At 66.5% G+C, this 19,734-nt stretch carries 18 protein-coding genes; 12 read left to right on the top strand and 6 right to left on the bottom strand.

All coding sequences use genetic code 11. The annotated features are described in order from the left end of the window. The first annotated feature begins 22 nt into the window (after positions 1-22). Positions 23-1,123, top strand: a complete 1,101-nt coding sequence (locus tag WKF39_RS09615) for an acyl-CoA desaturase (protein ID WP_340387761.1) — start codon at positions 23-25, stop codon at positions 1,121-1,123. Positions 1,124-1,138: 15 nt separating this feature from the next. Here WKF39_RS09615 and WKF39_RS09620 read toward each other — a convergent pair whose 3' ends face one another. After that, the gene (locus WKF39_RS09620; protein WP_340387763.1) at positions 1,139-2,377 is read right to left on the bottom strand and encodes an NADH:flavin oxidoreductase/NADH oxidase family protein; all 1,239 of its coding nucleotides are present in this window, start codon (positions 2,375-2,377) and stop codon (positions 1,139-1,141) included. Positions 2,378-2,420: 43 nt separating this feature from the next. Further along, positions 2,421-3,995 carry an AMP-binding protein gene (locus WKF39_RS09625; RefSeq protein ID WP_340387765.1) on the bottom strand — a complete coding sequence of 525 codons (1,575 nt, stop codon included), beginning with the start codon at positions 3,993-3,995 and terminating at the stop codon, positions 2,421-2,423. Positions 3,996-4,067: 72 nt separating this feature from the next. On the opposite strand from WKF39_RS09625, the gene WKF39_RS09630 reads away from it, so the two are divergent. Beyond that, positions 4,068-4,664, top strand: a complete 597-nt coding sequence (locus tag WKF39_RS09630) for a gamma carbonic anhydrase family protein (protein WP_340387767.1) — start codon at positions 4,068-4,070, stop codon at positions 4,662-4,664. Here the strand turns inward: WKF39_RS09630 and WKF39_RS09635 are convergent, their stop codons facing one another. Beyond that, on the bottom strand, positions 4,665-5,525 hold the full coding sequence (locus tag WKF39_RS09635) for a 3-hydroxybutyryl-CoA dehydrogenase (RefSeq protein WP_340387769.1): 861 nt from the start codon (positions 5,523-5,525) through the stop codon (positions 4,665-4,667). Between the two features lie 104 nt (positions 5,526-5,629). Between WKF39_RS09635 and WKF39_RS09640 the strand changes: the two genes are divergently transcribed. Beyond that, positions 5,630-6,043: a hypothetical protein gene (locus WKF39_RS09640; RefSeq protein WP_340387771.1), complete on the top strand. Its 414-nt coding sequence runs from the start codon at positions 5,630-5,632 to the stop codon at positions 6,041-6,043. Positions 6,044-6,051: 8 nt separating this feature from the next. Here WKF39_RS09640 and WKF39_RS09645 read toward each other — a convergent pair whose 3' ends face one another. Further along, entirely contained in the window at positions 6,052-7,404 is a 1,353-nt protein-coding gene (locus tag WKF39_RS09645; RefSeq protein ID WP_340387773.1) for an FAD-dependent oxidoreductase, read from the bottom strand. A gap of 159 nt (positions 7,405-7,563) precedes the next feature. Here WKF39_RS09645 and WKF39_RS09650 point away from each other — a divergent pair, with 159 nt between their 5' ends. The 5 genes from WKF39_RS09650 (at position 7,564) to WKF39_RS09670 (ending at position 13,635) form a co-directional block, all read left to right on the top strand. Continuing rightward, on the top strand, positions 7,564-9,270 hold the full coding sequence (locus WKF39_RS09650) for a DUF3556 domain-containing protein (RefSeq protein ID WP_340387775.1): 1,707 nt from the start codon (positions 7,564-7,566) through the stop codon (positions 9,268-9,270). Between the two features lie 19 nt (positions 9,271-9,289). Further along, the gene (locus WKF39_RS09655; protein ID WP_340387777.1) at positions 9,290-10,690 is read left to right on the top strand and encodes an NAD(P)/FAD-dependent oxidoreductase; all 1,401 of its coding nucleotides are present in this window, start codon (positions 9,290-9,292) and stop codon (positions 10,688-10,690) included. 86 nt (positions 10,691-10,776) lie between these two features. After that, entirely contained in the window at positions 10,777-11,235 is a 459-nt protein-coding gene (locus tag WKF39_RS09660; RefSeq protein ID WP_340387779.1) for a hypothetical protein, read from the top strand. Between the two features lies 1 nt (position 11,236). After that, positions 11,237-12,094 (top strand): FAD:protein FMN transferase, encoded by an 858-nt coding sequence (locus WKF39_RS09665; protein ID WP_340387781.1) that lies wholly within the window; start codon positions 11,237-11,239, stop codon positions 12,092-12,094. Continuing rightward, on the top strand, positions 12,091-13,635 hold the full coding sequence (locus WKF39_RS09670; RefSeq protein ID WP_340387783.1) for an FAD-dependent oxidoreductase: 1,545 nt from the start codon (positions 12,091-12,093) through the stop codon (positions 13,633-13,635). Before WKF39_RS09665 ends, WKF39_RS09670 begins: the two co-directional genes overlap by 4 nt. A 69-nt stretch (positions 13,636-13,704) precedes the next feature. Here the strand turns inward: WKF39_RS09670 and WKF39_RS09675 are convergent, their stop codons facing one another. Next, on the bottom strand, positions 13,705-14,826 hold the full coding sequence (locus WKF39_RS09675; protein ID WP_340387785.1) for a HoxN/HupN/NixA family nickel/cobalt transporter: 1,122 nt from the start codon (positions 14,824-14,826) through the stop codon (positions 13,705-13,707). A 75-nt stretch (positions 14,827-14,901) separates the two neighbouring features. Continuing rightward, a complete protein-coding gene (locus tag WKF39_RS09680) occupies positions 14,902-15,375 on the bottom strand; it encodes a Fur family transcriptional regulator (protein WP_340387787.1) in 474 nt (157 codons plus the stop codon). 84 nt (positions 15,376-15,459) lie between these two features. Between WKF39_RS09680 and WKF39_RS09685 the strand changes: the two genes are divergently transcribed. The 4 genes from WKF39_RS09685 (at position 15,460) to WKF39_RS09700 (ending at position 19,729) form a co-directional block, all read left to right on the top strand. Then, complete coding sequence (locus WKF39_RS09685; protein ID WP_340387789.1) at positions 15,460-15,789, top strand: hydrogenase maturation nickel metallochaperone HypA; 330 nt, start codon at positions 15,460-15,462, stop codon at positions 15,787-15,789. A gap of 40 nt (positions 15,790-15,829) precedes the next feature. After that, positions 15,830-16,660 carry a hydrogenase nickel incorporation protein HypB gene (gene hypB, locus WKF39_RS09690; protein ID WP_340387791.1) on the top strand — a complete coding sequence of 277 codons (831 nt, stop codon included), beginning with the start codon at positions 15,830-15,832 and terminating at the stop codon, positions 16,658-16,660. 189 nt (positions 16,661-16,849) lie between these two features. Beyond that, a complete protein-coding gene (locus tag WKF39_RS09695; protein WP_340387793.1) occupies positions 16,850-17,905 on the top strand; it encodes a hypothetical protein in 1,056 nt (351 codons plus the stop codon). A gap of 27 nt (positions 17,906-17,932) precedes the next feature. Then, positions 17,933-19,729 (top strand): nickel-dependent hydrogenase large subunit, encoded by a 1,797-nt coding sequence (locus WKF39_RS09700; RefSeq protein WP_340387795.1) that lies wholly within the window; start codon positions 17,933-17,935, stop codon positions 19,727-19,729. Positions 19,730-19,734: the final 5 nt, after the last annotated feature.

Genomic DNA, 19,734 nt, shown 5'->3' on the forward strand with positions numbered 1-19,734 from the left:
ATCAGCCCGGAAGGGGCGGCCGATGACGACAGATGTGACCCCGGCGACCGCGAGCCAGACCGCAGCGCAGACGTCGAGCCAGGACAAGTACGTCAGCCATTTCACCGATCTTGTCGCTGAGGTCCGCGAAGCGGGTCTCTTGGAGCGCAAGCACCTCTACTACTGGCTCCAGATCGGTGTGCACGTCGCAGCGTTCTTCGGGATCTGGGTGGGCTTCTTCTGGCTGGGAAACTCCTGGTTCCAGTTGATCCTGGCGGCGGCGCTCGGCGTCATCGTGACGCAGTTCGGGTTCCTCGGGCACGATGCCGCCCACCGGCAGATGTTCACCTCATCGGCCTGGAACACCTGGACCGCGCGCATCATGGCCGGCGCGTTCGCGGGCCTGAGCTTTGCGTGGTGGCGCGCCAAGCACAACATGCATCACAAGGGCCCCAATCTCGAGGGCTACGACCCTGACATCGGACCCGGTGCGATCGCCTTCACCCCCGGCATCGTGGCCGAACGTCAGAGTGGCTTCGCCGGTTGGTTCGTCAAGCGGCAGGGCTGGCTGTTCTTCCCGCTGCTGACGCTGGAGGGCCTCAACCTGCATGCGGAGAGCATCCGCGCCGCGCGCGACAAGACCTCGACCCAACCATGGCGCCGGGTCGAGCTGTTCCTCGTCGTGACCCGCCTGACGGCCTACGTCGCGATCCTCCTGGCCTTCCTCCCGTTGGGCAAGGCGGCGGCGTTCTTTGCGATCCAGATGGCGGTCTTCGGCTTCTGCCTGGGTGCCTCGTTCGCGCCCGCCCACAAGGGCATGCCGATCATCCCGCCGGAAATGAAGCTGGACTTTCTGCGCCGTCAGGTCATGGTGTCGCGCAACGTCAGGGGCAATCCGGTAGTCGACTGGGCGATGGGCGGACTCAACTACCAGATCGAGCACCACCTGTTCCCCAACATGCCGCGCTGCAACCTCAAGAAGGCCCGTCCGTACGTCCGCGCTCACTGCGAGCGCGAGGGCATCGACTACATGGAGGTCGGGCTCTTCCACTCGTACGCGATCGTGGTCGACTACCTCAACAATGTCGGCCTGCGCGCCCGCGATCCGTTCGACTGCCCGTTGGCCGCGCAGCTACGCGGTTAGGCCACGGCCGGAAGGTCAGCCGCGCCTCTTGGCGAACGCATCCGACCCGTTGCGACGCATCAGCGACAGCGCCGTCTTGAGCTTCGACCGGTCGACATCGGGGTCGCGGCCGGCACCCATGCGGTGCAGCTGGTCCTCGTGCCAGCCGAGCTCGATCGCGCTGTTGATCGTCTTGACGTCGATCACCTTGGCGAGCACCCCGGTCCCGCTGTAGCCGACGCGGTGCGCCTCGATGGCGGACGCTCGCGCGTCCAGGATGACGTTGCCGGCATCGGGTGTCGTGCAGGCTGGCCGGCCGATGCCGATCAGGTCGCAGTCACCGGACTCCAGTGCTGACTCCATCGCGGTGCGCGAGCGGAACCCGCCGGTCACCGCGAGCGGCACATCACCGGCGACGTCTCGGACCGCACGCGCGTAATCCAGGAAGTACGCCTCACGCTCGAGCGTGCTCGCCGCCGCCCCCATCATGGCCGGCGACTCATAGCTGCCGCCGCTGACCTCGATCAGGTCGAGGCCCTCCGAGGCGAGCCGGGCGACGACGTCGCGTGACTCCTCCTCGGTGAATCCGCCGCGCTGGAAGTCCGCCGAGTTGAGCTTCATGCCGACCGCGAAGCCCGGCGAGACCCGGGCGCGGATGCGGCGGACGACCTCGAGGACGAACCGCATACGACGCTCGGGGTCACCGCCCCACTCGTCATGACGCTGGTTGGACAGCGGTGACAGGAACTGCGCGATGAGATAGCCGTGCGCTGCGTGGACCTGCACGCCATCGAAACCTGCAGTCTCCGCGACGGCGGACGTCGCCGCGAACCGGTCGATGATGTCCTCGATCTCAGCACCCGTGAGCTCGCGCGGGACCTTGGCACCCGGCACCTTGAGGGCGATCGGGCTCGGCCCGACCGGCTGCTGCCGCAGAGCCATGGGATTGGCCTGTCGACCGGGATGATTGATCTGCATCCAGATCGGTGTGCCACTGTCCTGCGTTGACTTGGCCCAACGCGTCAGTGCATCGAGGTGCCGCTCGTTCTCGACGACGACGTTGCCGGGCTCGCCGAGCTGGCGCCGATCGACCATGACATTGCCGGTCACGAGCAGGCCGTATCCGCCGTCGGCCCACGTGCTGTAGAGCCGTTCGAGCCGGTGGTCGGGGGCGTAGTCCTTGTCACCCAGCACCTCGCTCATCGCGGACTTCATGAGCCGGTTCGGCAGCACCTGGCCGCAGGGGAGGGTGAGGGCGTCGTGCAGCGTCGTCATGGAAGTCCTGTCGGGAGTTGAGATAGCAAGGTTATCCGAACGGTCAGTTGACCTGCCGGTCCCGGCCCTCCCAGAACTGCTCGCGGAGCTTGAACTTCTGCAGCTTGCCGGTCGCGGTGCGAGCCAGCTCGTCACGGAACTCGACCTTCTTGGGGCACTTGTAGCCGGCGAGGTGCTCGCGGCAGTGCGCGATCAGCCCGGCCTGGTCGACCGGCTCCTCGGCGGGGTCCAGCACCACGAGTGCGGTGACGAGCTCTCCCCATTTCTCATCAGGTATGCCGATCACCGCGACCTCCCGCACTGACGGGTGCGAGCTGAGGGCATCCTCGACCTCGATCGACGAGACGTTCTCGCCGCCGGTGATGATGACGTCCTTCTTGCGGTCGGCGATCGCGATGTAGCCGTCCTCGAAGGTCCCGCCATCCCCGGTGTGGAACCAGTTGTCGGCCTGCGCCTCGGCGGTCGCCTCCGGGTTGTCCCAATACGACTCGAGGTTGTGGTTGGACTGCGCCAGCACCTCACCCACCCCGTCGTCGGCGGGAGCGTCGATCTTCATGCGTACGCCGATCACCGGCGCCCCGGCGCGGCCGAGCAGTCGGGCCTGCTCGGCGGCGTCAAGGTCGTCCCACTCGGTACGCATACGGCTCATGGTCAGCAAGGGCGCAGTCTCGGTGAGCCCGTAGATCTGGATGAACTCCCAGCCCAGCTCTTCGCGCACGCGCTCGATCGTCCGTGTGGGCGGTGGCGCGCCGGCGACGATGATGCGCACGCGGTCACGGCCGGGGATCTCGCCCTCCCATGTCTTGGCACCGTCGAGGGCCGCGGTGACGACGGCGGGGGCAGCGCACAGATAGGTCACACCGTGCTCGTGGATGCGCTTGAGGATCTCGGTGCCGTCGACCTGGCGCAGCACGACATGTGTCGCACCCATCCCGGTCGCAGCGAATGGGTGCCCCCAGCCGTTGGCGTGGAACATCGGCAGCGTGTGCAGATAGACATCGCGGTCCGAGACCGAGGCCTGCCACCCGAAGACCGTCGCGTTGAGCCAGTTGTTGCGATGGGTGAGCTGTACGCCCTTGGGCCGGGCAGTCGTGCCAGAGGTGTAGTTGATGGTCGCGGTTGCGGCCTCGTCGCCTGCCCACGGCTCGGGGTCGTTGGTGGATCCCCAGATCTTGTCGTCGTCATCGCCGAGGACGAAGGTGCGTGCGCACTCGACCTCGTCGACCAGGTGGCGCAGGTCCGGGTCAACCATCAACACCTCGGCACCCGAGTGCTCGACGATGTAGCGGATCTCGGCGACCGCGAGCCGGAAGTTGATCGGCACCAGCACCCGGCCCCAGCCCGATACGCCGAAGAACGAGGTGAGCATGCGCGCGGAGTTCTGCGACACGATCGCCACCCGGGCACCGACGGGAACCCCCATCTCGTCGAGGGATGCAGCCTGTGCGCGAGCCCGCCGGCCCAGCTCGGCGTACGTGATCTCGCCCCACGACTCGGCCGGCTGGTCCGGCTCGTCGATGACCGCGATGCGATCGGGATAGACCGTGAGGGCTCGGTCGAGGAAGTCCATGACGGTGAGCGGATAGAGCACAGGTGCCTCCGAGGTGTGGCGTGGCATGTGGCGCGTCAGTTCTATCCTGCACCTGGCTGCGATCTGGTTGCACGGCGAGGCGGGCGATACCTTCGGAGCATGTTGATCCAGCATCGCGGCGGCACCCCAACCATCGACCCTTCGGCGTATGTCGCACGGACCGCCGTCGTGAGCGGCGATGTGTCCATCGGCCCCGACGCTCGAATCCTGCATGGCGCGGTCATCGCCGCCGAGGACGGACGCGTCGTGATAGGTGAACGGGTGGTCGTGATGGAGCATGCCCTCGTACGCGGGCGGGCGAATCATCCGGTCAGGATCGGCGATGACGTCATGATCGGACCGCACACGCACGTCAACGGCGCGACGATCGCGCACGAGGTGTTCATCGCGACCGGGGCGTCGCTGTTCCCTGGCTCCTCGATCGGCACCGGCTCGGAGATGCGCATCAACAGCGTGCTGCAGGTCAACTCACGGATTGGGTCAGGGGAGTCGCTGCCGATCGGCTGTGTGGCGGTCGGCGACCCGGCGCAGATGTTCCCGCCCGATCGTCACGACGAGATCTGGGCGATCCAGCGTGGGCTCGACTTCGGTGGGACGGTCTATGGCTTGCCGAAGGGCTCGGACATGCGGGACATCATGACCCAACAGGCCGACTTCTTCGCCCCCCACCGCGACGACCGGGTGATCGAGGAGTGACTAGGTGTAGGCGTAGAAGCCCTGACGGGTCTTCTTGCCCAGCAGGCCGGCATCGACCATCCGGTCGAGCAACGGCGGCGGGGCGTAGAGCGGCTCCTTGAACTCGTCGTACATCGACCTGCCGATGGCCTTGAGGGTGTCGAGACCGATCAGGTCGGACAGCGCGAGCGGCCCCATCGGATGTCCGCAGCCCAGCACCATGCCGCGGTCGATGTCCTCAGCGGAGGCGTAGCCGGCTTCGTACATGCGAATCGCGGACAGCAGGTAGGGGACGAGCAGTGAGTTGACGACGAATCCGGCGCGGTCGGTCGCGTCGATGGGCTGCTTGCCCAGGGTGTCGGTGACCCAGCCGCGCATCCGGTCGAGTGTCTCGGGCGAGGTCGTCAGCGATGGGATCAGCTCGACGAGCTGCATGACCGGCGCCGGGTTGAAGAAGTGGACCCCCATGACATGGTGGGCGCGGCCGGAGACGGCGCCGAGCTTGACGATAGGAATCGAGGATGTGTTGGACGCGATGATCGCATCATCCTTGTCCAGGATCTGTCCCACTCGGCGGAACAGGTCGAGCTTGGTGGCCTCGTCCTCGGATGCGGCCTCCACGACGAGGTCCCGGTCGCCCAGGTCCTCGAGGCTTTCGGTGAACGTGATGCGGTCGAGCACCGCGGTGACCTCGGCTGCATCGATCTTCCCGCGTGACTCGGCCCGCCGCAGGGAGCCCTCGACCCGATCGGCCGCGGCCTTGACCGCGCCGGGGCTGATCTCGACGACCACGACATCCGAGCCCGCGCGCGCGGCGACCTCGGTGATGCCCGAGCCCATCAGCCCGCCACCAATCACGCCGACCTTGGCTATTGCCCCCATGGCTGCTCCTCAGTTAGTAGGACGTCACAGTATCTGGCCGTGCTGGGCACATCGACGGCGCGCGCCTGCCCAAGAGGCGCGCGCTCGCGTGATGGGATGGCGTCATGCGTATGCTCGCGGTCGCCCTGCTCCTGGTTCTCACCGGGTGCGGCGGGGGATCTGACGGCAAGGCGCCGGCCACGGACAAGACCACTGGGTCACCGGTCGCGGCGCCGACGAAGGCCACGATCGCCCCCCCGTCGGGCACGCCAGCACCCGAGGCGTTGTCGAAGTTCCGCTGCGACAAGAGCGCCAAGGGCCCGTGGCGGGCATCCGGCCAGCTCTCCAACGTGGCCAAGACCAAGGCGAAGTTCCAGGTCACGATCTACATCGGCCAGGCGTCCGGTGGGCAAGAGCAGGCCAAGACGACGAAGACGGCCGATGTCGCGCCCGGCAGGTCGGTGCGCTTCGTGATCGACAAGGTCCCGGCTGCGGCTGACGGTGGTCCGTGTCGCGTGCAGGTGTTGGTGACCAAGTAGCCAGCTGATCAGCTCCGGCTGATCTGCACCATCTCGTCACGGGGGACGACCTTGATGCGCGTACGCCCGGCCGCTTCGCCGAGCGCGAGCTCATGCTCCTCGAGCTTCTCGAACCCGTCCCACGTCGTGAACTCGATGCCGCGACCGTCGAGGTAGCGGTCGACCGCCTCGCGTTCGGGCTGCTCGGGGGCGACGAGCCGGTCGACGTCCGACAGCAGCAGGTCGATGGTCTGGGCTGCGTCAGACTTGGTGTGGCCGATCAGGCCGACCGGCCCACGCTTGATCCACCCTGTGACGTAGGCGCCGGGGAGCGGTGCGCCGTCGATGTCGATGACTCGCCCGCCGTCGTTGGGGACCACGGCAAGGGTGTCGTCGAACGGTATGCCGGCAAGGTTTTCTGACCGGTAGCCGACGGCCCGGTAGACCGCCTGAACGGGCCAGTCGATGAGCTCGCCAGTGCCACGGACGTTGCCCGTGCCGTCGAGCTCGGTGACCTCCGTGCGCAGGCCCACGACCCGGCCGTCCTCGCCGAGGACCTCGACGGGGTTCTGGCAGAAGTGGATGTGGATGCGATGAGCGGCGCCGGTCGGTTCCTTGGCGAGGTAGTTCTGCAGGACGTCGACCACGAGCTTGACCGACTTGGAGGCGCGGATCGCGTCCATCGAGCCCTCGTCCAGCTCGAAGCCCTCGGGGTGGACGACGACATCGACGTTGGGCGAGTGCGACAGCTCGCGCAGCTCCATCGGGGTGAACTTGACCTGCGCCGGTCCGCGGCGGGCGAACACGTGGATGTCCTTGGCCGCGTTCGCCGTGAGACCGGCGTGGACGTTGTGCGGGATCTCGGTGACGAGCTGCTCGTCGGCGGTCTTGGCGAGCATGCGCGCGACGTCCAGGCCGACATTGCCGACGCCGAGAACCGCGACGGTCTCGGCCTGGGGGTCGAAGGGCCAGTCGCGGGGCGCGTCGGGATGCCCGTCATACCACGACACGAACTCGGCCGCTCCGAACGAACCCTTGAGGTCGATGCCGGGGATCTCGAGATCGCGGTCCGCTCGCGCTCCGGTGGCGAAGATGACTGCGTCGTAGAACTGCTGCAGGTGGTCGAGCTTGAGGTCGGCACCGTAGTTGACGTTGCCGAAGAAGCGGATGCCCTCGTGCGACAGCACCCGCTTGAGCGCCTTGATGATCTCCTTGATGCGCGGGTGGTCGGGGGCGACGCCATAGCGGATCAGGCCGAACGGTGTGGGATCGCGATCGAGGATGTCGATCGTGACGTCCACGTCGGACTTGGTGAGGATGTCCGCGGCATAGATGCCCGCTGGTCCGGCGCCGATCACGGCGACACGCAACTGCCTGCTCATGCACAACTCCTGGGTATGAAGACCACCATGTCCCGGCAACGCTAGGGAGGTCGATCGAAGGGCTGAGAACCGTCTTGCGATGCGAACGGCAGGTCTGTGGTGCTGGTCACACGCCGGAGCCGTAGTCTTCGGAGTCGGAGGGACGCCGAAGGAGAGCCCATGGGTCTGATCGCGCCGACCTTGCCTGACATCGACGTCGACCAGTGGCGCGCCAAGCCGCGCGCCGAGCGTACGAAGGTGCTTCAGCAGCACTGGGCGACCAGTGGGTTCGGCACGCCCTATGCGGTCTATCTGCTGTACGTCCTCAAGATCGGCCTCTACATCCTCGGCGGTCTGCTGTTCGCGGCTTCCACGCCGGGCATCGGCGGACTGGGCGAGCTGAGCGACTGGTGGACCACCCCGGTGGTGTTCCAGAAGGTCATCGTCTGGACCTTGCTGTTCGAGGTGCTGGGATTCGGCTGCGGGTTCGGGCCTTTGACGATGCGCTTCCTGCCGCCGATCGGCACCTTCCTCTACTGGCTGCGTCCGGGCACGATCCGCCTGCCACCGTGGCCCGATCGGGTGCCCGGGACCAAGGGCTCCCACCGCACGATCCTCGACATCGGCCTGTACGTCGCAGTGATCGCCTCGGCGCTGATGATCCTGCTCTCCCCGGCCGATCGCGATCCCGGCATGATCGAGCCGTGGCGGCTGGTGCCCCTGCTCGTCCTGCTCCCGCTGCTGGGTCTGCGCGACAAGACGATCTTCCTGGCCGCCCGCTCCGAGCACTACTGGGTGACCACGATCGTGCTGCTGTTCCCGTTCGTCGACATGATCTTGGCGGCCAAGCTGATCATGATCGCACTGTGGTGGGGGGCCGCGACGTCCAAGATCAACAGGCACTTTCCGTTCGTGGTCTCGACGATGCTGAGCAACGCGCCCCTCATGCCGGTCGCGCTCAAGAAGCGCCTCTGGCGTGACCCGGTCGATGACGTGCGGCCGTCCGGCCTGGCCGCAGGCTTCGCCCACGGTGGCACGGTCTTCGAGCTTGGCATGCCGCTCGTGCTGCTGTTCTCCAGTGGCGGCACGGTCACCACGATCGCGGTCACGATCATGGTCCTGTTCCACATCAACATCCTCTCGGCGATCCCCATGGGGGTGCCGCTGGAGTGGAACGTCCTGATGGCCTTCGGCACGGTCTATCTGTTCGGTCACTACGCCGCGGTCGGGGTGACCGACGCCGGCAATCCGCTGCTGGTCTACGGCATCTTCGCGCTCGTCGTCGGCACTGTCGCCTGGGGCAACCTCAAGCCGCAACACATCTCGTTCCTCCCGGCGATGCGTTACTACGCCGGCAACTGGCCGACGTCGGTCTGGCTGTTCGGCGAAGGTGCCGAGCAGACATACGCCGATCGGGTCACCAAGTCCGCGCAGCTGCCGCACCGCCAGCTCGCGAAGCTCTATCCGCCCGACACGGTCGACCTGATGATCGGCAAGCTCGGCGCCTGGCGTGGGTTGCACTCGCACGGCCGAGCCATGGCCGGGCTCTATCCGCACGCGGCCGAGGACCATGAATCGCGCTTCATCGTGGACGGTGAGATGGTGGCCGGCTCGGCGATCGGCTGGAACTTCGGCGACGGGCACCTCCACAACGAGGCCCTTCTCGCGGCGATCCAGGTGCGGTGCTCCTACGCCCCCGGTGAGCTGCGGGTCATCATGTTCGAGGCCCAACCGATCGGTCACCCGGTGCAGAGCTATCGCATCGTCGATGCCGCCACCGGAGTTGTGGAGACCGGTGAGGTCGACGTCGCTGACATGGTCAGTCGTCAGCCGTGGGACGGTGACCTGCCCTTCCGCATCACCTCGCGGGTCCCGTCCACCACGTGAGGGCCACTAGGTTGAGGTCATGACCAGTGCCGTTGTCGTGGGCTCGGGACCCAATGGACTGGCCGCCGCCGTCGTCCTGGCGCATGCCGGCATCGCCGTGACGGTCCTCGAGGCCCAGGATGAGATCGGCGGGGGTACCCGCTCGGCCGAGCTCAATGTCCCGGGTGTCGTCCACGACATCTGCTCGGCGACCCACCCCACCGGGGTCGCATCACCGTTCTTCCAGTCGCTGGACCTCGGCCGCCACGGTCTCGAGTGGCTGTGGCCGGAGGTGGACGCGGTCCACCCTCTGGACGGTGGGCGGGCCGGTGTGATGTTCCGCGACCTCGACCGCACAGTCGAGGGGCTCGGCTCCGACGGGCCGGCCTGGCGCAAGCTCTACGAACCCCTGGCCGAGCACAGCGATGAGCTGATCGGCGAGCTCTTCGGCCCGATCCTCCACGTCCCCCGACATCCGATCCTGATGGCGAAGTTCGGCCTGCGGGCGCTTCAGCCGGCGTCGTGGATCGCGCACCGCTGGAAGACCGAGGAGGCGCGCGGCCTCTTCGCAGGTCTTGCAGCGCACGCGATCCATCCGCTGCACCGGCCGACGACCGGCGGGCTCGGCCTGATGTTCGGCATGACGAGCCACGCGTATGGGTGGCCGGTCGCCAAGGGAGGCTCTGCTGCGATCGCGCGTGCACTCGCCGCCGAGATCATCGAGCACGGCGGCACGATCGAGACCGGCCACGAGGTCACCGAGCTCCCGCAGGCCGACATCGTCATCTTCGACACAGCGCCCGACGCGGCGTTGCGCATCGCCGGCCATCGGCTTCCCGGTCGGGTCCGGAGACCGCTCAGACGCTGGCGCACGGGGCCGGGTGTGTTCAAGGTCGACTTCGCGGTCGATGGCGGCGTGCCGTGGACCAACGAGTGGGCACGCAAGGCCGGCACGCTCCACCTCGGCGGCACGTTCGAGCAGCTCAACGCCGCCGAACGGCAGGTCAGTGCCGGTCAGATGCCGCAGCGGCCGTTCGTCTTGCTGTGCCAGCAGTATCTCGCCGACCCTGGCCGCTCGGTCGGCGACGTCCACCCCGTGTGGTCGTACGCCCATGTGCCGACGGGCTACACCGGCGACGCGACCGAGACGATCATCGGCCAGATCGAACGCTTCGCTCCGGGTTTCCGCGACCGTATCGTGGCGATGACGGTGTCGACACCGGCTGACCTCGAGGCGCACAACGCCAACTACGCCGGCGGTGACATCGGCGGCGGCGCCAACGACCCGTGGCAGCTCGTGATGCGGCCGAGGCTGTCGCCCAATCCCTACTCGCTGGGCGCCAAGGGCCTCTACATCTGCTCGGCGTCGACACCCCCCGGCGGTGGCGTCCACGGCATGGGCGGCTTCCACGCCGCGACGCGGGCTGTGGGTGACCTGTGAGAAGTCCTGCGGGGGAACTACGCCGAATCTGGCACCGTTTGACCAGTTGAACCTTCACCCAATCATGCGAGCCCAGGAGCCCGACCATGAAACTCCCCGCCCACAAAAGGATGCTCTCGGCGGCTGCTGCCGCCTCGGTCCTGCTGCTGACCGCCGCATGTGGCGGCGGCGACAGCGACGGGGGCTCGGCGGCGCCCACCTCGTCTGACAGCGCGTCGGCCGACGGCGGAGTCTCCAGCGAGTCCGGCAGCTACGAGGACGGCGACTACAGCGGTGAGGGTAGCTATGACAACCCCGGCGGCAACTCCTCGGTGAGCGTCGAGCTGACCCTCGCGGGCGGCGAGATCTCGGACCTCACAGTCACCCCCGAGGCCACCAACGGCACGTCGAAGCAGTATCAGACCCAGTTCGCCGGCGGCATCACCGACCAGGTCGTCGGCAAGAGCATCGACGACCTCGATGTCTCCAAAATCGCGGGCTCCTCGCTGACGAGCCAGGGCTTCAACCAGGCGATCGACGACATCAAGGCCGAAGCCCAGGCCTGAGATGAGTGCCTGGCAGTTCGAGGCGATCGGCACGTCGTGGCAGATCGACACGGCGCGGCCGCTGGCACCAGGGATCGCCGTGGCCGTGACCGACCGTATCGACGAGTTCGATGCGGTGTGGTCGCGCTTCCGGCCCGACTCGGTGGTGTCGCAGATCGCCGATCGGGGCGGCGCGTGGCTGTTGGGCGAGGAGTCGCGGGCGTTGCTCGACCTCTACGTCGAGCTGTACGACGCGACCGACGGCGCCCTGACGCCGCTGGTCGGGCGTACGCTCTCGGACCTCGGCTACGACGCCACCTATTCGCTGAGGTCCGCCGAGCATCCGGCGGCCGTGCCTGACTGGGACACGATCGACTGGTCCTATCCGGAGCTCGTCGCGCACGAGCCGGTGCTGCTCGACGTCGGGGCGGCCGGCAAGGGCTGCCTCGTCGACCTCGTGGCCGAGGTCCTGAGCGAGAGCGGTGTCATGGAGTTCACGATCGACGCGAGCGGTGACCTGCTGCACTGCGCGGACGCGCCACTGCGGGTGGCGTTGGAGGACCCTCGTGACCCGACCCGCGCGATCGGCGTCGCCGAGCTCGGTGACGGCCGCGCGCTGTGCGCCTCGGCGACCAACCGGCGGGCCTGGGGCGATGGCCTGCACCACGTGCTCGACGGGCGTACCGGACTCCCGACCAACGACATCATCGCGACCTGGGTCGTCGCCGAGTCCGGACTGCTCGCTGACGGGCTCGCCACGGCTCAGTTCATGGCCGAGCCGAGCCGGTTGATGACACTTTTCGATCACGAGTTCGCCCGCATGCATACCGACGGCCACGTCGAGTGGTCGGCCGACTTCCCCGGAGAGGTCTTCGCGTGAGAGACCTCCTGGACCGCCAGCTCGGCCGCGTGACGATGTATCGCCTCGTGACGATCGCGCTCGCCCTGCTGGTCGTCGTGATGATCGCCTACACCGCGGTCGGCACGTTCACCGAGCCGTTCACGGTCAAGGGGCAGCTCCTGACCCTCGCTGTCCTGCTCGTCGCGTCCTACGTCAGCAACCGCCTGCTCGGGCTGGCCTGGCGGATCAGGCCGCACACGGAGTCGTCGGTCATCACGGCGCTGTTGTTGTTCTTCATGTTCTGGCCGTCGACCAAGCTCGACGACCTGGTCTGGCTCGGGACCACCGCAGTGCTGGCCAATGCCACGAAATACGTCCTCGCCTGGCGCGGGAGACATGTGCTCAACCCGGCTGCCGCCGGGGCCGTCCTCGCTGTGGTGCTGCAGGATCTCTTCGGCCGGGACCTGTCGATCAATGCGACGTGGTGGATCGGGTCGGAAAAGCTCCTGCCGTTCGTCGCGCTCGGGGTGTTCCTCGTGCTCTGGCGAACGCGGAGGCTCGCCGTCGGGCTGCTCTTCGTGCTCATCGCCGGCCTGCTGACCGTGATCGGGCTGCTCGACTCCGGCGGGACCTTCAAGGCAGCGGTCGAGGCGGCGGCCTATTCCTCGCCCATCGTCTTCATGGCGGGCTTCATGGTGACCGAGCCGTTGACCCTGCCGCCGCGCCGCTGGCAGCAGCTCGTCGTCGGCGCGGTCATGGGCAGCCTGGTCGCCTGGCCGTTGTTCGCGCCGGTGCTTGGCATCGAGCCGCTCACTGTCGGACCACTTTTCGTGTCGCCGGAAGTGTCCTTGGTCGTCGGTAACCTCGTGGCATTCGCGCTGGCGCGTAGGCGCGGCGTCTCGTTGGTGCTTGAGAAAAGTCGCGCATTGACTCCCGAGACCCGCGAGCTGACATTCCGCGCCAAGAGGCCGCTGACGTTCGAGCCGGGGCAGTATGCCGAGCTGACCGTTCCGCACGCAGGCGTCGACGGCCGAGGCAGCCGTCGATCGTTCAGCATCAGCTCCCCGCCGAGTCCCGACGGGCGGCTCTCGTTCGCCCTGCGCGTCCCGGAGAAGTCCTCGAGCTTCAAGAAGGCGCTCCTCGCGCTCGAGCCGGGCGACACGGTGCACGCGACCGGGATCGGCGGTGACTTCATCTGGCCCGCAGATCGGGCGGTCCCGCTCCTGCTCGTGGCTGGCGGTATCGGCATCACGCCGTTCCTCAGTCAGCTGCGACACGAATCATTCCGTGACGCGGTGGTGGTCTACGGGGTCTCGTCGGCCGATGAGGTCCCCTTCGTCGAGGAGCTGGCCGGAATCAGGGTCGTGCTGGTCGGTCCGGGCCGGCCAAGCGCTCTGCCGCAAAGCTGGACATACGTCGAGGCGTCGATCCTGTCCGCCGAGCTGATCGCCGACTCGGTCCCGGACCTGGCCGACCGTCGGGCATACATCTCAGGACCCCCGGCAATGGTCAACGCGGTCAGGCCGGGCCTCGCCAAGCGCTGCAAGAGGATCAAGACCGACTACTTCACCGGCTACTGACCCCGCCGCCAGAAGCACACCCCGACCACGGTTTACCACGGTCCCTAGGCAAATGCCGTCCGCCCACGGCTAATTTCCCGAGGGGGGACGAGGGTTGCCTAGGGACCGTGGTAAACCGGGAAGGGGGGCGGACCACCGCTCCTCGATGTGCCCGAAGTGCCACACCGCGACCGCGACGGCCCAGGTGACGGCGAACAGGGCCACGACGGCATATCCGACGTGGTCGAGGTCGATCATGCTGATCCGCGCAACGGGTCCGGAACTGACGCCCAGCTTGTCGCCCAGCAGGCCGATGATCTCGATGCCGCCAATGAGCAGAGCGACGGCAACGGACAGGCCTGTGATGGTGATGTTGTAGTAGAGCTTGCGCGCGGGCCGCAGAAAGGCCCAGTCGTAGGCCAGACCCATGAAGGCTCCGTCGAGGCTGTCGAACAAGGTCATGCCTGCGGCGAAGAGGATCGGCAGGACCAGAAGCGCGTACCAGGGCAGTTGAAAGGTCGCGGCACCCGCGGCGAGGACGAGCAGAGATACCTCGGTGGCGGTGTCGAAGCCCAGACCGAACAACAGCCCGACCGGGTACATGTGCCGCGGCTTGGAGACAGATCGGGTGAACCGTCCGAGGAGCCGGTTGAGCAGTCCGCGATTCTGCAGCTGGTGCTCGAGCTCTGCCTCGTCGAAGTGCCCGTCGCGCATGCCGCGGGCAACCCGGAGGATGCCGAGCAACACGACCGCGTTGATGACACCGATCATGAGGAGGAAGATGCCCGACACGCTGGTGCCGATGATCCCGGTGGTCTGCTGAAGAGTCGACGACTCGTCGCTGACCTGACCGCCGAGCGCGCGCACCCCTAGCGCCAGGAGCACGCAGAGGCCAAAGACGATGCTCGAGTGGCCAAGGGAGAACCAGAACCCGACCGACAGCGGACGGGTCGCGGCGCGGCCGTCGGCGAGCAGCTTGCGGGTCGTGTTGTCGATCGCGGCGATGTGGTCGGCATCGAACGCATGTCGCATGCCCAGGGTGTAGGCCGTGATCCCGATCCCGACGCCGAACGCGCCCGAAGCGCCCAGATCGAGCTTCTGTGACGCGATCAGCGCGAGCGTGCCCCAGCCGCTGATGTGCAGCAGCGTGATGAACACCGCCATGCCTGCGAGAGCGCGGCCTTCAGCGCGGTCTACCCTCCGTATGCTCATCAGCGACATCGGGGCTCCTGCGTTTGGCGTACCTGCCACCGTACTCAGATGCGACAGTGTTGCAAGAGCTGCGAATCAATTTCTTGTCGACTCGAGGCACTCCGAGCAGGTGCCGACGAACGCGGCATGGTGCACGTCGATGCGAAACCCGATGTCCTCGAGCAGGGTACGACCAAGTGGAGCGAGCGCGGATTCCTTGATGTCGATGATCCGGTTGCAGGTCGTGCACTGCACGTGCGCGTGGTCGGCTCCCGGGTGGTCGTGGCCGGGCGCGGCCAAGTGATAGATCGTCGCCGAGCCCGACACATGGGTGTGTGACACGAGACCGAGCTCGCCGAGGGTCGTCAAGGCGCGGTAGACCGTCGTTCGATGGACCCCGGGAGCGGTCTGACTTGCACGCACCGCGATCTCATCGGCCGTGAGGTGCTCCATCGTGCCGCCGAGGACCTCGATGACGGCTCGACGGGGTGAGGTGACACGTTCGCCCTTGGCCCTCAGTGCCGCGACGGCTTCGGCTGCTCCGTGCGACCCGGTCCGCGATGACTCCATGAGTCCATTGTGCGCTCCGCGACGAGATTGCCTTGCCGATCCTCAGAGCCCGACTTATCGTGGCGGGGACGGAAGGCGGGCAGGGTGCACGAGCTCTCCATCGCCGAGTCCGTCGTCGAAGTCGTGCTGGCGCGCACCGGGGACAACCCGGTGACCTGCGTACGGGTGACTGTCGGGAGGCTGGCCGGCGTCGTGCCCGACGCACTGATGTTCTGCTTCGAGCTCGCGGCGGCCGGTACGCCTCTGGAGGGTGCCGAGCTGGAGATCGTCCAGCTGGCCGGACGTGCGCACTGCCGGGGATGCGATCAGGACTTTGAGAAGAACGACCTGATCCTGCTGTGTGATTGTGGAAGTGCCGATGTCGAGGTGGTGGCCGGCCGCGAGCTTTCGGTCACCTCAGTGGAGGTGGCGTGAGATGTGTGCAACATGTGGATGCGGGACCGACGAGGTCCGCGTGAGTGGTGAGCCGGTCGTCGCTCACGACCATGACCATCGGGACGGCCACGACCATGGACATACCCACGACCATGGGGACGGCCACGACCACGCGCACGACCACGCGCACGACCACGCGCACGACCACGCGCACGACCACGTTCACGAAGTGCCGGGTGATGCAGAGCCAGGCAGTGACGAGCCTCGCACCCACACAGTAGCGATCGAGACCGCTGTGCTGGCCAAGAACGACGAGCTCGCGGGGGTCAATCGCGCCTGGCTCGCCGAGCACAGTATCGCCGCACTCAACCTGATGAGCTCCCCAGGCGCCGGAAAGACCACATTGCTCGAGCGGACGATCCGTGAGGACGGCCCAGGCCGTCAGATATGCGTGATCGAAGGGGACCAGGAGACGGTCTTCGACGCGGAACGTATCCGCGCGGCGGGAGCCCGGGCGGTGCAGATCAACACCGGATCGGGATGCCACCTGGATGCCAGCATGGTGCGACGCGGGCTGGACTCGCTGGAGCCTGCCGACGGCGACCTGGTCGTGCTCGAGAACGTCGGCAACCTGGTTTGCCCGGCCCTGTTCGACCTGGGCGAGGCCAAGAAGGTCGTCATCATCTCGGTGACCGAAGGTGACGACAAGCCCCTGAAGTATCCGCACATGTTTGCGGCCGCAGATCTCGTGGTGGTCAACAAGACGGACCTGCTGCCATACGTCGACTTCGACGTCGCCCGGTGCGAGAAGGACGCCCGCAGCCTCAACCCCGAGGTGGTGTGGCTGCCGATGAGCGCCAAGACCGGCGAAGGGCTTGACCACTGGTACCGCTGGCTGCGAGCACTTTAGACCTTTCGTGGAGGCGCCGCACGCTGGAACGGGCTTTTAGCAGAAGTTCGGGTTCAATCGCAAATTCGACTGATGTGATCCTTGACACACCGCGGCTGCGGAGCGGTAATGGAAACACGGCGTTGCGAACACCCCGTCTTGGTCCAGGCAACGCAGGAGGCCTCCCAGCCTCCGGAGAGGTCGGCCACGATGCCCACTGCGGAAGCGATCAAAGCGGAAGACACCCTGATCCACGTCTTGTGGATCAACGCAGGGCTGAGTTGCGACGGGGACTCCGTGTCCCTCACCGCGGCTACCCAGCCCAGCATCGAGGAGATCGCGATGGGGGCCTTGCCGGGCCTCCCGCAGATCGCCGTGCACTGGCCACTGATCGATTTCGAGTGCGGCCCCAACGGGGGTGCCGATGACTTCCTCGAGTGGTTCCACAAAGCCGACCGTGGTGAGCTCGAGCCCTTTGTCCTGGTAGTCGAGGGGTCGATCCCCAACGAAGCGCTGCACGAAGAGGGCTATTGGTGCGGATTCGGGAACGACCCGGAGACCGGCCAGCCGAGGACCACGAGCGAGTGGCTCGATCGGCTGACCCCCAAGGCGACCGCGGTCGTCGCGGTGGGCACCTGCGCCACCTACGGCGGCATCCACGCGATGGCCGGCAACCCGACCGGAGCGATGGGCGTCCCCGACTACCTCGGCTGGGACTGGAAGTCCAAGGCCGACATTCCGATCGTCTGTGTGCCGGGCTGTCCGATCCAGCCTGACAATCTGTCCGAGACGCTGACCTACTTGCTCTACATGGCCACCGGGCAGGCCCCGATGATCCCACTGGATGAAGCCCTGCGGCCGACCTGGCTCTTCGGTCAGACCGTGCACGAGGGCTGCGACCGTGCTGGCTACTACGAGCAGGGAGACTTCGCGACCGAGTATGGCTCGCCCAAATGCATCGTGAAGCTTGGCTGCTGGGGACCGGTCGTCAAGTGCAACGTGCCCAAGCGCGGCTGGATGAATGGCATGGGTGGATGCCCGAACGTCGGTGGAATCTGCATCGGTTGCACGATGCCCGGCTTCCCGGACAAGTTCATGCCGTTCATGGACGAGCCGCCTGGAGGCAAGTTGTCGACCACCGCGGTCAAGCCCTACGGCAACACGATGCGGGCACTGCGCGCGAAGACGACGCGCACGCTCGACAAAGAGCCCAAGTGGCGCAAGCCGGGCAAGACGCTCGTCACCGGCGCCAAGAAGACCTGGTAATCCCACCTCCAGCAGAAAGGCGACGCCATGACGTCGACCATCCCGAGTCCGAGCAGCATGGGTCAAGGCAAAGACGGCTTGGTGGAGATGGCGTGGGATCCCATCACCCGCATCGTCGGAAGCCTCGGCATCTACACGAAGATCGACTTTGAGAACAAGGTCGTGGCCGAGTGCCACAGCACGAGCTCGATCTTTCGCGGCTACTCGATCTTCATGAAGGGCAAAGATCCGCGCGACGCGCATTTCATCACGAGTCGTATCTGCGGCATCTGCGGCGACAACCACGCAACCTGCTCCTGCTACGCCCAGAACATGGCGTACGGCGTCAAGCCGCCAGCGATCGCGGAGTGGATCGTCAACCTGGGTGAGGCCGCGGAGTACATGTTCGACCACAACATCTTCCAGGAGAACCTGGTCGGAGTGGACTACTGCGAAAAGATGGTGTCCGAGACCAACCCGGAGGTCCTCGAGCTGGCCAACAACACGCCAGCACCGCGCGGTGGGGACCACGGCTACCAGACCATTGGCGACATCATGCGCTCGCTCAACCCGTTCACGGGTGAGTTCTACCGCGAGGCGCTGGTCGTCAGCCGCTACACCCGCGAGATGTTCTGTCTGATGGAGGGACGTCACGTCCACCCGTCGACGCTCTACCCCGGCGGAGTCGGCACAGTAGCGACGATTCAGCTGATGACCGACTACATCACCCGGCTGATGCGGTATGTCGAGTTCATGAAGAAGGTCGTGCCGATGCACGACGACCTGTTCGACTTCTTCTACGAAGCGTTGCCCGGCTACGAGCAGGTGGGCAATCGTCGAATTCTGCTGGCCTGCTGGGGCTCCTTCCAGGATCCCGAGCACTGCAACTTCGACTACAAGGACATGACCAACTGGGGCCGCAAGATGTACGTGACTCCGGGGATCGTCGTCGACGGCAAGCTCGTCACGACCGACCTGGTGGAGATCAACCTCGGTATCCGGATCCTGCTCGGATCGTCGTACTACGACGACTGGGAAGACCAGGAAACATTTGTCGAGAAGGACCCGTTGGGCAACCCGGTCGATCGTCGCCACCCGTGGAATCAGCACACCAACCCGCGGCCGCAGAAGCGCGACCTCGACGGTGGAAAGTATTCCTGGGTCATGTCGCCGCGGTGGTTCGACGGCAAGGACTACCTCGCCCTCGACACCGGTGGCGGGCCACTGGCCAGGCTCTGGTCCACCGCGCTCGCGGGACTCGTCGACATCGGCTACGTGCAGTCGACCGGCTCGAGCGTCAAGATCAACCTGCCCAAGACGTCCCTCAAACCCCCGATGGAGCTGGAGTGGAAGATCCCGCAGTGGAGCAACACGATCGAGCGCAACCGGGCCCGCACCTACTTCCAGGCATACGCGGCTGCCTGTGCCTTGCACTTCGCTGAGAAGGCTCTTGTTGAGATCCGAGCCGGGCGCACCAAGACGTGGGAGAAGTTCGAGGTGCCGCAAGAGGGCATCGGTTGCGGCTTCACCGAGGCAGTTCGTGGCGTGCTCAGCCACCACATGGTGATCCGGGACGGCAAGATCGCCAACTACCACCCCTATCCGCCGACCCCGTGGAATGCCAACCCGCGTGACTCCTACGGGACTCCCGGCCCCTATGAGGACGCGGTGCAGGGTCAGCCGATCTTCGAGAAGAATGACCGAGAGCACTTCAAGGGCATCGACATCATGCGCACCGTGCGCAGCTTCGACCCGTGTCTGCCCTGCGGCGTGCACATGTATCTCGGAGATGGACAGACCCTGGAGCGGCTGCATTCGCCGACCCAGTCCGCCGGCACCGAGTAGGGCCC

It is taken from the genome of Aeromicrobium sp. (genome assembly GCF_037719875.1).
GTDB lineage: Bacteria > Actinomycetota > Actinomycetes > Propionibacteriales > Nocardioidaceae > Aeromicrobium.

Bases quoted from the DNA above. Each gene is read 5' to 3' on its own strand.
- WKF39_RS09615 (WP_340387761.1), top strand. From the start codon at position 23: ATGACGACAGATGTGACCCCGGCGACCGCGAGCCAGACCGCAGCGCAG.
- WKF39_RS09620 (WP_340387763.1), bottom strand. From the start codon at position 2,377: ATGACGACGCTGCACGACGCCCTCACCCTCCCCTGCGGCCAGGTGCTG.
- WKF39_RS09625 (WP_340387765.1), bottom strand. From the start codon at position 3,995: ATGCCACGCCACACCTCGGAGGCACCTGTGCTCTATCCGCTCACCGTC.
- WKF39_RS09630 (WP_340387767.1), top strand. From the start codon at position 4,068: ATGTTGATCCAGCATCGCGGCGGCACCCCAACCATCGACCCTTCGGCG.
- WKF39_RS09635 (WP_340387769.1), bottom strand. From the start codon at position 5,525: ATGGGGGCAATAGCCAAGGTCGGCGTGATTGGTGGCGGGCTGATGGGC.
- WKF39_RS09640 (WP_340387771.1), top strand. From the start codon at position 5,630: ATGCGTATGCTCGCGGTCGCCCTGCTCCTGGTTCTCACCGGGTGCGGC.
- WKF39_RS09645 (WP_340387773.1), bottom strand. From the start codon at position 7,404: ATGAGCAGGCAGTTGCGTGTCGCCGTGATCGGCGCCGGACCAGCGGGC.
- WKF39_RS09650 (WP_340387775.1), top strand. From the start codon at position 7,564: ATGGGTCTGATCGCGCCGACCTTGCCTGACATCGACGTCGACCAGTGG.
- WKF39_RS09655 (WP_340387777.1), top strand. From the start codon at position 9,290: ATGACCAGTGCCGTTGTCGTGGGCTCGGGACCCAATGGACTGGCCGCC.
- WKF39_RS09660 (WP_340387779.1), top strand. From the start codon at position 10,777: ATGAAACTCCCCGCCCACAAAAGGATGCTCTCGGCGGCTGCTGCCGCC.
- WKF39_RS09665 (WP_340387781.1), top strand. From the start codon at position 11,237: ATGAGTGCCTGGCAGTTCGAGGCGATCGGCACGTCGTGGCAGATCGAC.
- WKF39_RS09675 (WP_340387785.1), bottom strand. From the start codon at position 14,826: ATGAGCATACGGAGGGTAGACCGCGCTGAAGGCCGCGCTCTCGCAGGC.
- WKF39_RS09680 (WP_340387787.1), bottom strand. From the start codon at position 15,375: ATGGAGTCATCGCGGACCGGGTCGCACGGAGCAGCCGAAGCCGTCGCG.
- WKF39_RS09695 (WP_340387793.1), top strand. From the start codon at position 16,850: ATGCCCACTGCGGAAGCGATCAAAGCGGAAGACACCCTGATCCACGTC.
- WKF39_RS09700 (WP_340387795.1), top strand. From the start codon at position 17,933: ATGACGTCGACCATCCCGAGTCCGAGCAGCATGGGTCAAGGCAAAGAC.